General features: G+C 62.6%; 14 protein-coding genes. 8 read left to right on the top strand and 6 right to left on the bottom strand.

What is annotated here, in order from left to right; all coding sequences use genetic code 11:
- Nucleotides 1-33: 33 nt before the first annotated feature.
- Complete coding sequence (locus NKI47_RS06660; RefSeq protein WP_352588561.1) at nt 34-741, bottom strand: pyrimidine 5'-nucleotidase; 708 nt, start codon at nt 739-741, stop codon at nt 34-36.
- 161 nt (nt 742-902) lie between these two features.
- Here NKI47_RS06660 and NKI47_RS06655 point away from each other — a divergent pair, with 161 nt between their 5' ends.
- Nucleotides 903-1,664 carry a GGDEF domain-containing protein gene (locus tag NKI47_RS06655; protein ID WP_023677477.1) on the top strand — a complete coding sequence of 254 codons (762 nt, stop codon included), beginning with the start codon at nt 903-905 and terminating at the stop codon, nt 1,662-1,664.
- Nucleotides 1,665-1,713: 49 nt separating this feature from the next.
- On the opposite strand, the gene NKI47_RS06650 is transcribed toward NKI47_RS06655, so the two are convergent.
- The gene (locus tag NKI47_RS06650; RefSeq protein ID WP_352588558.1) at nt 1,714-1,881 is read right to left on the bottom strand and encodes a hypothetical protein; all 168 of its coding nucleotides are present in this window, start codon (nt 1,879-1,881) and stop codon (nt 1,714-1,716) included.
- 93 nt (nt 1,882-1,974) lie between these two features.
- Here NKI47_RS06650 and NKI47_RS06645 point away from each other — a divergent pair, with 93 nt between their 5' ends.
- Nucleotides 1,975-2,475: a MarR family winged helix-turn-helix transcriptional regulator gene (locus NKI47_RS06645; protein ID WP_352588555.1), complete on the top strand. Its 501-nt coding sequence runs from the start codon at nt 1,975-1,977 to the stop codon at nt 2,473-2,475.
- Here NKI47_RS06645 and phhA read toward each other — a convergent pair.
- Nucleotides 2,470-3,303 carry a phenylalanine 4-monooxygenase gene (gene phhA / locus NKI47_RS06640; protein WP_352568518.1) on the bottom strand — a complete coding sequence of 278 codons (834 nt, stop codon included), beginning with the start codon at nt 3,301-3,303 and terminating at the stop codon, nt 2,470-2,472. The two genes, NKI47_RS06645 and phhA, sit on opposite strands and share 6 nt — an antisense overlap.
- A 140-nt stretch (nt 3,304-3,443) precedes the next feature.
- Here phhA and NKI47_RS06635 point away from each other — a divergent pair, with 140 nt between their 5' ends.
- Together NKI47_RS06635 and bchE are read left to right on the top strand one after the other, a co-directional pair.
- A complete protein-coding gene (locus NKI47_RS06635; protein WP_023677481.1) occupies nt 3,444-3,920 on the top strand; it encodes an Lrp/AsnC family transcriptional regulator in 477 nt (158 codons plus the stop codon).
- 102 nt (nt 3,921-4,022) lie between these two features.
- Nucleotides 4,023-5,561, top strand: a complete 1,539-nt coding sequence (gene bchE, locus NKI47_RS06630) for a magnesium-protoporphyrin IX monomethyl ester anaerobic oxidative cyclase (protein ID WP_352588552.1) — start codon at nt 4,023-4,025, stop codon at nt 5,559-5,561.
- 19 nt (nt 5,562-5,580) lie between these two features.
- Here bchE and argB read toward each other — a convergent pair whose 3' ends face one another.
- On the bottom strand, nt 5,581-6,474 hold the full coding sequence (gene argB / locus NKI47_RS06625) for an acetylglutamate kinase (RefSeq protein WP_023677482.1): 894 nt from the start codon (nt 6,472-6,474) through the stop codon (nt 5,581-5,583).
- Between the two features lie 96 nt (nt 6,475-6,570).
- Nucleotides 6,571-8,067 carry an amidase gene (locus tag NKI47_RS06620; protein ID WP_352588549.1) on the bottom strand — a complete coding sequence of 499 codons (1,497 nt, stop codon included), beginning with the start codon at nt 8,065-8,067 and terminating at the stop codon, nt 6,571-6,573.
- Nucleotides 8,068-8,193: 126 nt separating this feature from the next.
- On the opposite strand from NKI47_RS06620, the gene NKI47_RS06615 reads away from it, so the two are divergent.
- The 4 genes from NKI47_RS06615 to msrB all read left to right on the top strand — a co-directional run bounded on the left by NKI47_RS06615 (nt 8,194) and on the right by msrB (nt 10,870).
- Nucleotides 8,194-8,733 carry a sigma-70 family RNA polymerase sigma factor gene (locus NKI47_RS06615; RefSeq protein ID WP_023677484.1) on the top strand — a complete coding sequence of 180 codons (540 nt, stop codon included), beginning with the start codon at nt 8,194-8,196 and terminating at the stop codon, nt 8,731-8,733.
- Nucleotides 8,730-9,434, top strand: coding sequence for an anti-sigma factor (locus tag NKI47_RS06610; protein WP_352472348.1), 705 nt, complete (start codon nt 8,730-8,732; stop codon nt 9,432-9,434). The genes NKI47_RS06615 and NKI47_RS06610 overlap by 4 nt, the downstream gene beginning before the upstream one ends.
- Before the next feature lie 203 nt (nt 9,435-9,637).
- Nucleotides 9,638-10,195 (top strand): fasciclin domain-containing protein, encoded by a 558-nt coding sequence (locus NKI47_RS06605; protein ID WP_352588546.1) that lies wholly within the window; start codon nt 9,638-9,640, stop codon nt 10,193-10,195.
- Between the two features lie 174 nt (nt 10,196-10,369).
- Nucleotides 10,370-10,870, top strand: a complete 501-nt coding sequence (gene msrB, locus NKI47_RS06600; RefSeq protein WP_352588543.1) for a peptide-methionine (R)-S-oxide reductase MsrB — start codon at nt 10,370-10,372, stop codon at nt 10,868-10,870.
- A 126-nt stretch (nt 10,871-10,996) separates the two neighbouring features.
- Here msrB and NKI47_RS06595 read toward each other — a convergent pair whose 3' ends face one another.
- Nucleotides 10,997-12,550 (bottom strand): DHA2 family efflux MFS transporter permease subunit, encoded by a 1,554-nt coding sequence (locus tag NKI47_RS06595; protein ID WP_352588947.1) that lies wholly within the window; start codon nt 12,548-12,550, stop codon nt 10,997-10,999.
- Between the last annotated feature and the right edge of the window lie 59 nt (nt 12,551-12,609).

The following is a 12,609-nucleotide window of genomic DNA, read 5'->3' as shown; positions in this document are numbered from 1 at the left end:
ATGCAAGCAAGGACTTGAAGCGCGCCGGCTGCCTCAAGCAGGGACTTCCACGATCGCCGTGAGAAAGCCGGCGAGGTCGTCGGTGACGAAGTCCACATCGTCCTCGCTGGCCGGGTCGCGTTCCCAGATTTCCGAGAAGGTCGGCTCGAAATTGCGCGGCACCACCAACACTGTGGTCATGCCCAGCGATTTCGGCACCGACAGGTTGCGGGCAAGATCTTCGAACATCACCGCATTTTGCCCGGTAACGGCGTGGAGTTCGGCAAATTTCTCATAGGATTGCCGCGCCGGCTTGGGGTTCAGTCCGGCTGCGACGATATCGAAAATATCATCGAAATGCTCGAGAATGCCCAACTGCCGCGCGGTGCGTTCGGCATGCCGGCGATCCCCGTTGGTGAAGATGAATTTACGGCCGGGAAGCTGGCGAATGGCGGTGCCGAGGACGGGATCTGGAACCAGCCAGGAATAATCGATGTCGTGCACTTTCTCGAGAAAATCGTCGGGGTCGATGCCGTGGCGCGTCATCAATCCGTTCAGTGTCGTGCCGTATTCGCGGTAGAGCTCCTTTTGCAGCTTGCGTGCTTCCTCGCGCGGCAGCGTCAGCAATTCTCCGACGTAGGCGGTCATCTTCACATCGATCTGCGAGAACAGATTCGAATGGTGCGGATAAAGCGTGTTGTCGAGATCGAACACCCAGTCGGTGACATGGGCAAAGCGGGCGGGGTCGGGAAGTGTGGTCATACGTCCTTATGGCACGAAACGATCTTTCTAACAGGAGGTTTATCCACAACCTATGCGCGCCCTGGGTAGTAAAAATGGCGCCATGATTAAAATCTTAAGCATCGCCGAAAGGTGACATTCAGCGCTTTGCTGGAACCAAGACGGACCAGTGGGAGCAAGCGATGAATCGCATATTTCTAAAGTCTGCCGCCATCGCTTTCGCCTCCGTCGCGGTCTCGCTTTTGCTGACGCTGATCGTCGTGCCGGCAATGGGGTTTCCGATCAATCGCACCATTTGGCTGACATCCACCGTGTGCCCGCTCGCGCTTGCCTGGAGCGTCGGCGCCTATACGTTCTGGCAGGGCGAAAGGTTGCAGACCGCGCATCGCGAGCTCGCCCGCGCCCATGCCCAACTCGCCGCCGCGCACAGGCGCTTGGCGGAAAAGGCGAGCCGCGACGACATGACCGGCATGCTCAACCGCGAAAGTTTCTTTGCCGCTCTCGACGGCTCCCGGCGCAAATCCGATCGCGGGGCATTGCTGATCGTCGATGCCGACCATTTCAAGACCATCAACGACAGCTACGGCCATCTGATCGGCGACGATGCGCTGCTCCTGATCGCAAACGCGATAGAGCGTGGCGTGCGCAGCGGCGACGTGCTTGGCCGCATCGGCGGCGAGGAATTCTGCGCCCTTCTGATTGGTGCCACCGAACACGAGGCCAGGCGCATCGCCGAGCGCATCCGCCGTGAAGTCGAGCGTATCCGTTTCCGGCCCGTCGACGAACGAACGGTTCCGCTGACAGTCAGTATTGGCGGCATCACCTGCGGCAGAGACGCCGCAGTGTCGGAGCTAATGCGCGCCGCCGACCAGCGGCTCTACGAGGCCAAGCATCGCGGCCGCAATCTGTCGATCATCGACCGCGATATTTCCGAAGCCGCCTGAGCTCGGCCCTAAGCCTTCTGCTGCATTCAACCGCGCCGCTGCCAGACGGTCAAAATCCGAAGATGGCGATGCGGAACAGCAGGGCGGCCGCCGCCAGCGCCACCAGAGCGATGCCAAGGCCAATGGGAGAGCCCCAGCCATACCACTCCATCGCCAGCTTGGCATATTTGAACTCCTCGGCCGGTGTGAGTAGGCCGCGCGTTGGGGTCTGATTCATGGTTCACTCCTTGCAGGCTGCGACAGGCCTTGCCTTGCGCCTGATGCAGCATATTACTATAATGGCCGTAATGTTAGACAGATTGATAGTTAGATGATCGAAATAAATTCGTCAAGCATGAATCGGGCCGACATGAAGACCGCCATCAGCCTTGCCATTATGGGCTGGCAGGACGCGACGCAGGCTTATGACGAGGCAGTGGGCGATAGGCTTGGGCTGAGTACGGCGGAACGCCATTGCCTGGCGCTGCTCTATGGCGGCCCGCGATCGGCTGGCGAGGTCGCGGCCGCAACAGGATTGACGCCGGCCGCGGTCACCGCGCTGATCGACCGGCTGGAGGCACGCGGCCTGCTGACACGAACGCGCAGCCTCGAGGACAGGCGCAAGGTGGTCATAGAGGCGACGGAACTCACGCGAGAACTATCGACGCGCTATTATGGCGCGATCGCGCAGGAGGGGGAAAAGGTGATCGCCACATTCAGCGACACTGAACTCGCCACGATCCTGCGCTTCGTTACGGCGTCGCTCGACCTTCAGCGCGACCAGCTGGCCCGGCTGAAGGCCGAGGCGTTGGAAATAACCGACAGCCTATAGGCTCGCCGGGTCGAGCGCTGGCTCGCCTTTGCGGCGCGCCACGATCGCCGCAAGATCGGCGGTCTCGAAAGCATCACGCAGGGCGTCGAACGACGGCAGCACGAAATAGGCACGCTGGAACTTGTCGATCTCGTAGCCGGTGCGCATTACAGTTTCCAGGTCGAAGGGGACATGGTGCGCCTCGCCGCCTTCGACCGCGAACTGAAGCTCGGTGAAGGATGACATCAGCCCGGCACCGAAAGCCTTCAGCGGCTGGCCCGGCTCGCGTATCAGCCCGTATTCGACGGTGTACCAGTAAAGCCTGGTGATCATCTCGTCGCCGCCGAGCGCAATCACGCTGTCGGCCTTTTTGCCATACATCTGCATGAAGTCGGCAAAGACCGGCTGCGTCAGGATCGGCACGTGACCGAAGAAATCGTGGAACATGTCGGGCTCGACGATGTAGTCGAGCTCCTTTTGGGTTCGCAGCCAGTTGGTGACCGGGAAGCGGCGGTTGGCGAGGTGGTCGAAGAACGGCTGGGCGGGGATGAGCCCCGGCACGGCGACGATCTCCCAGCCGGTGAGCTTGCGCAGCTTCTCACTGACCGCACCGAAATCCGGGATCTTGTCGAGAAGGCCGAGCGCCGCGACGCCATCGAGATAGGAATGGTGGGCGAGCTTCCTGGTCAGCTTCGTCTGGCGGTCGCACAGCGTGCGCCACACCGCCTGTTCTTCGTCGCTATAATTGTAGCCCTGCGCCACGGTGAAATCGGCACGGCAGACCGAATAATCGCCGCGAAGGCCTCGCGCAGCGCATTCGCGGGCATAGTCGGCAACGTTCATTGTCATGGCTTGCTCTCCCTGGAAATCATGATCAGCGGATTGCCGGAAATTCTAGCCGGATGGCGCGAGGCAAATCAGCTTTGATGGTGGCTCAAATGCGGGGTTGGAGGTAAAAGACTCCACGATCGAGCTTTGGGAGAGTGAAAATGCCTCAGTTTGATGAATTCGAGATCAAGATGCTCGACATCCTGCAGCGCGACGGGCGCAAGCCGGTCTCCGAATTGGCGCAGGAGATTGGGCTGTCGACGACACCTTGCGCGCGGCGCTTCGAGGCCCTTCAGCAGGCGGGCATCATAAAGGGCTTTGCTGCGGTGCTCAGCCGCCGCGCCGTCGGGCTGATGGTCGAAGTGTTCATCCAGGTGCGCCTCGTAACCCACAGCGACGGCTCGCCCGAAACCTTTATCGCCGCCGTGCAGCGCATGGACGAGGTGTCGTCGTGCTGGACGATGACTGGAGACTACGATTTCCTGCTGCATGTCATGGTGCCGTCGGTCGACGAGCTCAATGCCTTCGTCATGCACCGGCTGATGCGGCTCGAAGGCGTGCGCGACGTACACACTCAGCTTGTGCTGCAGAACATCAAGGGGCCCGGCCATGTCCCGCTTGCACATCTCAGACGATAGGCATTTCTGCGGAAAAGCTGCACACAAACTGCTGAAGCGAGCCAATCTCCGGAACTAGATCGCCGACTACGACATGCGGACCGCCATTGCATAAGGCCCGCCATGAAAATCGTCCTGATCAACCCGCCGCATACCGCCATCGGCAGCCGTGTGCCGGACGACCATCTGCCGCCGCTCGGCTTGCTGACACTGGGCGGTCCGCTGATCGACGCGGGACACGAGGTGCGGCTCGTCGATGCCGAATTCGGGCCGATGCCGCTTGCCACGCTGGTCCGGGACGCCTTGAGCGATCATCCCGACTGCATTCTGATCGGCCATTCCGGCTCGACCTCTGCGCATCCGACAGCCCTGCTGATCGCCGGCATGGTCAAGGACATCGAGCCAGCGACAATCCTGATTTATGGCGGCGTGTTTCCGACCTATCACTGGCGCGACATACTGGCCGAAACGCATGCCTTCGACTTCATCGTGCGCGGCGAGGGCGAGGCGACAATCGTCGCGCTGGCCGAAGCGCTTGAGAAACGCAAGCCGCTGTCGGACGTGGCGGGGATCGCTTTTCCTGACGATTTGCGCCAGCCCTTTGCCACCAAGCCGGCAAGAACGATCGCCAACCTCGACGTCTACCGCATCGGCTGGGAACTGATCGATTTCAGTCGCTACAGCTATTGGGGAGGCAAGCGTGCGGTGGTCATGCAGTTCTCGCGAGGCTGCCCACATCTGTGCAATTATTGCGGCCAGCGCGGCTTCTGGACGCGATGGCGGCATCGCGACCCCGTGAAGTTCGCGCAAGAGATCGCCTGGCTGCATCGCGAGCATGGCGTCGAGCTGATCAACCTCGCCGACGAGAACCCGACATCCTCCAAAAAAGCCTGGCGCGCCTTTCTCGATGCGATGATCGCCGAGAATGTGCCGGTACTGATCGTCGGCTCGACCCGCGCCGACGACATCGTCCGCGACGCCGACAGCCTGCATCTCTATCGCAAGGCCGGCGTCATCCGCTGGCTGCTTGGTATGGAAAACACCGACGAGCAGACGCTCCAGTTGATCCGCAAGGGCGGCAGCACCTCATCCGACCGCGAGGCGATACGGCTGCTGCGCCTCAACGGCATCTTGTCGATGGCGACCTGGGTGGCCGGTTTCGAGGACGAAAGTTTGCGCGACCTCTGGCGCGGCTTCCGCCAGCTGATCGCTTATGACCCCGACCAGATCCAGGCGCTCTATGTGACGCCGCATCGCTGGACGCCGTTCTTCAGGATTGCCAGGGACCGCAAGGTGATCCAGCTGGACGCCCGCCTGTGGGACTACAAGCATCAGGTCCTGCAGATGACCCGCCTCAAGCCGTGGATGTTGTTCTTCGCCGTTAAGCTGATCGAACTGGCCGTGCAGTCGCGGCCCAAGGCGCTGGCGCGCATCCTGTTCCACAAGGATCCGGAGCAACGGCATTCGATGCGCTGGTACACCAAAATGGGCCGCCGCGTCTGGTTCCGCGAAGTCTGGGGCTTTCTGGTCCGCGACCGCCGCCTGAAAAATGGCCCGACGCTCGCCGAATTCTGGGGCGCGCCGCAAGACGAGGAAGAGGAATCGATGGTTGTCGAACGCCTGTCGCGTCAGTCCGTGACCGCTATTTCGCCAAACGCTTGAGCCCCTCAGACACCCGGCCTCACGGCACGATCAGCGTGCCGGCGCCGTGTTCGGTGAACAGCTCGAGCAGCACCGCATGCGGCGTCTTGCCGTTGAGGATGACGACGCCTGCGACGCCGCGCTCGATTGCCTCGATGCAGGTCTCGACTTTGGGGATCATGCCGCCCGAGACAGTGCCGTCCTTGATCAGGGCCTTGGCCTCGGCCACGGTCAACTCGTCGATCAGCTTCTTGTCCTTGTCGAGCACGCCGGGCACGTCGGTAAGGAACAGCAGGCGCGTCGCCTGGCAGGCGCCGGCGATGGCGCCGGCAAAAGTGTCGGCGTTGATGTTGTAGGTATGGCCGTCGCGGCCGGGCGCCACCGGCGCCAGCACCGGGATCATTTCGGACCGCGCCAGGAGGTCGAGCAATGTGCGGTCGACCTCGACAGGCTCACCAACGAAGCCCAGGTCGAGCACCCGCTCGATGTTGGAATCCGGATCGATCATGGTCTTGCGCGCCTTTTCGGCAAACACCATGTTGCCGTCCTTGCCGCACAGGCCGATCGCCCACTCGCCCTCGGCATTGATCAGCGCGACGATCTCCTTGTTGATCGACCCGGCCAGCACCATCTCGACAATCTCGACGGTCTTCTGGTCGGTGACGCGCAAGCCGCCCTCGAATTTGGATTCGATGCCCATCTTGCTGAGCATGGCGCCGATCTGCGGCCCGCCGCCATGCACGACGATCGGGTTGACGCCGGATTGTTTCAAAAGTGCGATGTCGCGGGCGAAAGCCTTGCCGAGCGCGATGTCGCCCATCGCGTGGCCGCCATATTTCACCACGACCGTCTTGTTCTCGTAGCGCTGCATATAGGGCAGCGCCCTTGAAAGCAGCGCGGCCTGCATTTCGGCGGTGGCGGCGACATCCGTCATCGGCGTGGTTCCCAGCTTGGCATGAACGGCGGCGTCTTAGCGGGAATTGGACGAGGGGGCAAACGGCTTTGCTGTCACGATCGATCAAATCACCGCCTATGCCGGCCGCTGGAGCGGCGCCCGTCGGCCCAGCCAGCCCGAGATCCTTTCCATCTGCGCAGCGAACGACAAAAGCGTTTCCTCGTCGCCGGGGCGGCCGGCGGCCTGGACGCCGAGCGGCAGGCCGGCATCGGTGACGTAAACCGGAAGCGTGATCGACGGTTGCCCGCTGACGTTCTGGATCGCCGGCCAGTGGGTGAACCACAGGCTCTTGTCCATCAGCTGGCCGAATAGCGGCTTGAACTTCAGCAGGCCGGCGAGGCGCAGTCTGTCCAGGACATTCTCGATGAATTCGTCGGCGCCTTTCGGGTCCATGGTGCCGCAGGCGACCGGCGGGTGCGCGATAACTGGCATCAGCACAGCATCGTAGTGCGCGGTTTCGGCGATAAGCCGGCGCGAAGTGGCGTGCAGCCGCTGCAGGCCGGCATAGATTTCGCCGGCCGAGAGAATTTCACCGAACCGGCTCATCACGCGCGTGGCGCGTTCGATGTCGCCTGAGATGGAGCGGCCGACGCGCAAGGCCTCGCCACGCATCGTGCCGGCCACCGCCGCAGCGACGGTTCTGGCGAAATCGGCGATGAAATCGCGATCGATATAGGGCAGGTCGATCTCCTCGACGCTGTGTCCGCCTTCGCGCGCCAGCCCGATCGCCGCATCCAGAGCTTTCAACGTCTCTTCCGATATCGGCAGACCGAGCGGCGATTTTCGATAGAAGGCGAGCTTGAGCTTGCCCGGATCGCGCCCAGCCGCCGCAGTGAAACTGCCGTTCGGCGAGGGTGCCGCGTAGGGCGACAGCGGGTCAGGCCCGTGGGTCAGGTCGAGCAGCAGGGCCGTATCGCGCACCGAGCGGGCCAACGCATGGTCGACGACGAAGCCGTACCAGCTTTCGGTGACGAGCGGCGTCAAGGGTACGCGGCCTCGCGAGGTTTTCAGCCCGATCAGCCCGGTACAAGCCGCAGGCACCCTGATCGAGCCGCCGCCATCCGAGGCATGTGCCACCGGCACGACGCCGGCCGCGACCAGCGCAGCCGCACCGCCCGAGGAACCGCCGGTCGTGTGCGCGGTGTTCCATGGATTGCGGGTGACGCCGTAAGCCACCGACTCGGTCACCAGCCTCAGCCCGTGTTCGGGTGCGGTGCTGGTGGCGATCGGAATCAGGCCGGCGGCCAGATAGCGCTCCGTCATCACCGAGCTGAAATCGGGGGTGAAGGCCGGGATGCGGCTGCCGCCATGCGTCGGCACGCCCTTCATAGCGATGCCAAGATCCTTCAGCGCAAAGGGCACTCCGGCAAACGGCAGCTTGCGGTCGACGGTTTTCGCCCGCGCCCGCGCCGCCTCATAGAGCGGTTCGGCGATGGCGTTGATCTCCGGGTGGGTGGCCTCGGCCCGGGCGATCGCCGCATCGACGAGATCTTGCGGTGTAATCTCTCCCTTGTGCACGAGTGCGACCTGGCCGGTTGCGTCATGCTCCCACAGAACCCGCTCGATCGACATGGTCGCCCTCCCGCTCATTGCAAGCTAGCGGGCGGCGATTTCATTGGCAATCGACGCTGGCGCTGCCGGTGCGCAAGACCATTTCAGTCGTTGCAAATACATTGCAATCGCCTAATTTGGCGGCGGATGACGCCGCAGGACATCAGCAACCTGATTGTCCGGACTTCGATGAAGGACCGGGCTGCGTTCGATCTGCTCTACCGGCAGACCAGCGCGAAACTTTTCGGCGTCTGCCTTCGTGTATTGAAGGATCGGGGAGATGCAGAAGAGGCGCTTCAAGAGGTCTTCGTCAAGATATGGACGAAGGCGGACCGTTTCGCCGTTTCGGATCTGAGCCCGATCTCCTGGCTGGTGGCCATTGCGCGCAATCATGCGATCGATCGGATCAGGGCGCGGCGAGAGCCTGCCGCCTATATCGATGCCGCGCTCGACGTGGCCGATCCGGCGCCGGGGCCGGAGGCCATGGCCGTGGCGGGCGGTGAGTCCGAACGCATTTACCATTGTCTCAAGGAATTGGAGAAGGACCGGGCGGCGGCCGTCCGGGGCGCCTATCTGGATGGCAAAAGCTATGCCGAACTGGCGGAGCGCTATGGCGTACCGCTGAACACGATGCGGACCTGGCTGCGGCGCAGCCTGTTGAAACTGAGAGAATGCCTGGAAAGATGACGCTGGCTGACGACAATGGACCGGAACGTGGGGGCGACGACCTGTTCGCCGCCGAATACGTTCTTGGCGTTCTGGCCGCCGATGAACGCGAGATCGCGTCGCGCCGCATCGATGCGGACGCCGCCTTCGCGCGCCTTGTCGATGCCTGGGAGGCGCATCTTTCGCCGATGGCCGCCGCCTATCCGGAGACAGAGCCTCCGATCAGGGTCAAGGAAGCATTGGACCGCCGGCTGTTCGCTGCAGAGCCGCGCGCCGGCCTGTGGTCGAGCCTTGGCTTCTGGCGCGGTCTTGCCGCCGCCGCCATTGCGGCGCTGGCGATCTACATCGCCGTGCCTTACTTCCGCCCGTCCACCGAACCGCCGCAGGCGCGGCTTGTCGCCTCGCTGGCGGCCGAAGGCAGCGACGTCAAATATCTCGTCGTCTACGATGCCGCCCGTCACGAGGTCGGTCTTTCCCACGTTTCCGGCGAGCGGGCCGCCGGCAAGGACTTCGAGCTGTGGATGATCGAAGGCAAGAAGGCGCCGGTGTCGATGGGCGTCATCCCGGCCGGTGCGACCGCGCATTTGGCCATCCCGCCCGCCGTCCAGGAGAAATTGGCGCAAGGCGCCGTGCTTGCGGTCAGCGTTGAGCCTGCCGGCGGTTCACCGACCGGCCAGCCGACTGGACCGGTGGTCGCAGCGGGCGATCTGAAGAGCATCTGACCGCTTCTCATCTCCGGAAGCAGACCTGAAATCTATCTCCTGCGATTTAAACGCATGCAAAGCTTGTTGGCGGCTGTCGATCCGCGCCGGGCAAATTGCAGCGACAAATATTTTTTGCGGAGAGGGCGAAACTCCAGCATTTCTATCGCGTATCTCCTTGCGTTCCCAAATGAGGGGAACGATAACCCGAGGAGATTGAAATCATGCGTAAATTCGCCACCATTTTGCTTGCCGGCACGGTCGCCATTTCCGCGCTCGCCACCATTGCCTATGCTCAAAATCCGATGGTCGGCGGCGCCGCCATGTATGCCCAGAAAAACATCGTCGAAAATGCTGTCAACTCGAAGGACCACACGACGCTGGTCGCTGCCGTCAAGGCAGGCGGCCTGGTCGATACGCTGCAAAGCGCTGGCCCCTTCACTGTGTTCGCGCCGACCAACGAGGCCTTTGCGGCACTTCCAGCCGGCACGGTGGAGACGCTGCTCAGGCCTGAAAACAAGGACAAGCTCGTCAAGATCCTGACTTGCCATGTCATCGGCGCCAAAGCGATGGCCGCCGACGTGGCCAAGATGGTGAAGAACGACGGCGGCACCCACAAGGTCAAGACGGTCGGTGGTTGCGAACTGTCGCTCAAGGCCGACGGCGGCAAGGTCACCGTGACCGACGAGAACGGCAACGTCGCCAATGTGACGATCGCCGATGTCGAGCAGTCCAACGGCGTCATCCACGTCGTCGACAAGGTTCTCCTGCCGAAGATGTAACAAACGCACGCTGCCGGCGAAGATATCGCTAAGGGCCTCCCTGCGCACACTCCGCGCCGTTCACGCAAGATGTGGATAGGCGCGGAGTCCCGCTTTGAGGACAGCGATCGTCACCGGCTTTTGATTTCCGTGTGGCGGTCGAATTTGGCACAAGCAATGACAGGAGGAATGGCCATGAACCGTCGCGAGCTTCTTTTGAGTGGTGCGGCAGCCATTGGCGTTGTCGCAGGCGCCACCGCGCTGCGCATGGGCGGAGCCCAGGATGCAGGCGCGGCTGAGACTTTCGAGGTTACCAAGACCGAAGCCGAGTGGCGCGCCATCCTGTCCGACGCGGCCTTCAATGTGCTGCGCAAGGAGGGCACGGAATACCCGGGCACCAGTCCGCTGCTCAACGAGCACCGCAAAGGCATCTTCGCTTGCGCCGGCTGCGGCCTGCCGGTCTATTCGTCAGAGACCAAGTTCGATTCCGGCACAGGCTGGCCGAGCTTCTGGCAGGAAATCCCGAATTCCGTCGGCAAGACCGTGGACAGGTCTTTGGGCATGACCCGCACGGAGGTCCATTGTCGCCGCTGCGGCGGCCATCTCGGCCACGTATTCGACGACGGTCCGCCGCCGACCGGGTTGCGACACTGCATCAATGGCGTTGCCTTGACCTTCAAGCCGGCGACGGCGTGAGGACGGCTGCGACCCTGACTTTGTCGGAGCGCGAGAGGACTTCGTAATGGTTGATTTTGCGCATGACCCCGAAAATCGCATTTCGGGGTCATGCGCGAGGGCGCCAGGCGGGGGATCCAGCGCGCCTCAATGGCCTCCGCCACCGCCGCCCTGAGCGGCTGGCTTGCGGATCACCAGGGTGAAGAGCCCAAGCGTCGCGAACAAAACCGTCAGCATGAAGAATACGTCCATGAACGACAGCAGCGACGCCTGCTGCTGGACCATGCCTGACAGTTTGGAGATGGCCGCCTTGGAGGCGTCGAGCCCGGCGGTCTGCTCGAAGTTGAGCGTCATGTTCTGCAGCTTCTGCTGCGCAGCGGCACTTCCCCATTGCACGTGCTCGGAGAGCCTGGCGTAGTGGAAGGCATTGCGGTCGATCAGCACGGTGTTGATGACTGCCAGGCCGACGGCGCCGCCGAGATTGCGGGTCAGGTTGAACAGGCCAGACGCATTCTTCAGCCGCTCCGGCGGCAAGGTTCCGAGCGCAATGTTGTTGATCGGCACCATGCAAAGCATCATCGAGCAGCCGCGCAGGATCTGCGGGATCAGCAGTTCATAGAAATCCCAGTCGGCGGTTAGATGCGTCATCCACCAGGTCCCCGTGGCGAAGCCGAAGAAGCCGATCATCATCATGATGCGCGGGTCCATCTTGTTCGACAGGATGCCGGAGATCGGCGCAGTGAAGAACATGGCTAGGCCGCTGACGAACAGCGCCTCGCCGATCATCATCGAATCGTAGCCGCGGATCCGCCCCAGGAACACCGGATAAAGATAGGTCAGACCGTAGAGGCCGATGCCGACGACGAAGGAGAACAGCGAGCCGAAGGCAAAATTGATATTGCTGAAAGCCCTCAGATCGACAATCGGCTCCTCGGCGGTGAACACGCGCCAGAAGAACAGCACCGCGCCGAAGGTCATGATGACGGCGCAGATGAACACCGCCTGATCCTGCAGCCAGTCGTTGTTGGGACCTTCCTCCAGCACATATTCCATGCAGCCCAGGAAGGCGGCCATGCCGGCAAGCCCCCACCAGTCGAACTTGCTGAACAGCTTGAGATTGGGTTTGTCGAAGTCGATCAGCGACCAGGCGGCCGTCGTCACCAGAATGCCGGGCACGACGTTGACCAGGAACAGCCAGTGCCAGGACATGGCATGGCTGATATAGCCGCCGACGGTCGGGCCGATGGTTGGCGCCAGCGTCGCCACCAGGCCGATCATCGGCGAGACGATGGCGCGACGCGACGGCGGGAAGATGGTGAAGGCGGCTGCAAAGACGCTCGGGATCATGCCGCCGCCGATGAAGCCCTGCACGGCGCGGTAGACGATCATCTGGTCGATATTGGTTGCGGTCGCCGCCAGCGCGCTGGCCGCGGTGAAACCTGCCGCCGAGATTGTGAACAGCACCCGCGTCGACAGCATCCGGCTGAGGAAGCCCGACAGCGGGATCATCACCACCTCGGCAATCAGATACGCCGTCTGCACCCACGGAATCTCGTCCGAACTGGCGCTCAGGCCCGCCTGGATCTCGGCCAGCGAGGCCGAGACGATCTGGATGTCCAGGATGGCCATGAACATGCCGAACACCATTGCCAGGAAGGCGATGACGCGGCGTGTCGAGATGTGGTCAACCGGCGCCGGCATGGCTGGCGTCGGCGCCGATCCTGCAGTTAGGGTTGCGGTCGCCATGACCTTTGCTCCGG

The organism is Mesorhizobium sp. M0633, assembly GCF_040320645.1.
Classification (GTDB): domain Bacteria; phylum Pseudomonadota; class Alphaproteobacteria; order Rhizobiales; family Rhizobiaceae; genus Mesorhizobium.
Note: the sequence above shows the minus strand (reverse complement) of the source record. Positions and strands in the feature narration are given on the sequence as shown.

Bases quoted from the DNA above. Each gene is read 5' to 3' on its own strand.
- phhA (WP_352568518.1), bottom strand. From the start codon at position 3,303: ATGACAATGAACGTTGCCGACTATGCCCGCGAATGCGCTGCGCGAGGC.
- NKI47_RS06645 (WP_352588555.1), top strand. From the start codon at position 1,975: ATGATCGAAATAAATTCGTCAAGCATGAATCGGGCCGACATGAAGACC.
- NKI47_RS06615 (WP_023677484.1), top strand. From the start codon at position 8,194: ATGACGCCGCAGGACATCAGCAACCTGATTGTCCGGACTTCGATGAAG.
- NKI47_RS06635 (WP_023677481.1), top strand. From the start codon at position 3,444: ATGCCTCAGTTTGATGAATTCGAGATCAAGATGCTCGACATCCTGCAG.
- NKI47_RS06660 (WP_352588561.1), bottom strand. From the start codon at position 741: ATGACCACACTTCCCGACCCCGCCCGCTTTGCCCATGTCACCGACTGG.
- NKI47_RS06595 (WP_352588947.1), bottom strand. From the start codon at position 12,550: ATGCCGGCGCCGGTTGACCACATCTCGACACGCCGCGTCATCGCCTTC.
- NKI47_RS06655 (WP_023677477.1), top strand. From the start codon at position 903: ATGAATCGCATATTTCTAAAGTCTGCCGCCATCGCTTTCGCCTCCGTC.
- NKI47_RS06620 (WP_352588549.1), bottom strand. From the start codon at position 8,067: ATGTCGATCGAGCGGGTTCTGTGGGAGCATGACGCAACCGGCCAGGTC.
- argB (WP_023677482.1), bottom strand. From the start codon at position 6,474: ATGACGGATGTCGCCGCCACCGCCGAAATGCAGGCCGCGCTGCTTTCA.
- bchE (WP_352588552.1), top strand. From the start codon at position 4,023: ATGAAAATCGTCCTGATCAACCCGCCGCATACCGCCATCGGCAGCCGT.
- NKI47_RS06605 (WP_352588546.1), top strand. From the start codon at position 9,638: ATGCGTAAATTCGCCACCATTTTGCTTGCCGGCACGGTCGCCATTTCC.
- msrB (WP_352588543.1), top strand. From the start codon at position 10,370: ATGAACCGTCGCGAGCTTCTTTTGAGTGGTGCGGCAGCCATTGGCGTT.
- NKI47_RS06650 (WP_352588558.1), bottom strand. From the start codon at position 1,881: ATGAATCAGACCCCAACGCGCGGCCTACTCACACCGGCCGAGGAGTTC.
- NKI47_RS06610 (WP_352472348.1), top strand. From the start codon at position 8,730: ATGACGCTGGCTGACGACAATGGACCGGAACGTGGGGGCGACGACCTG.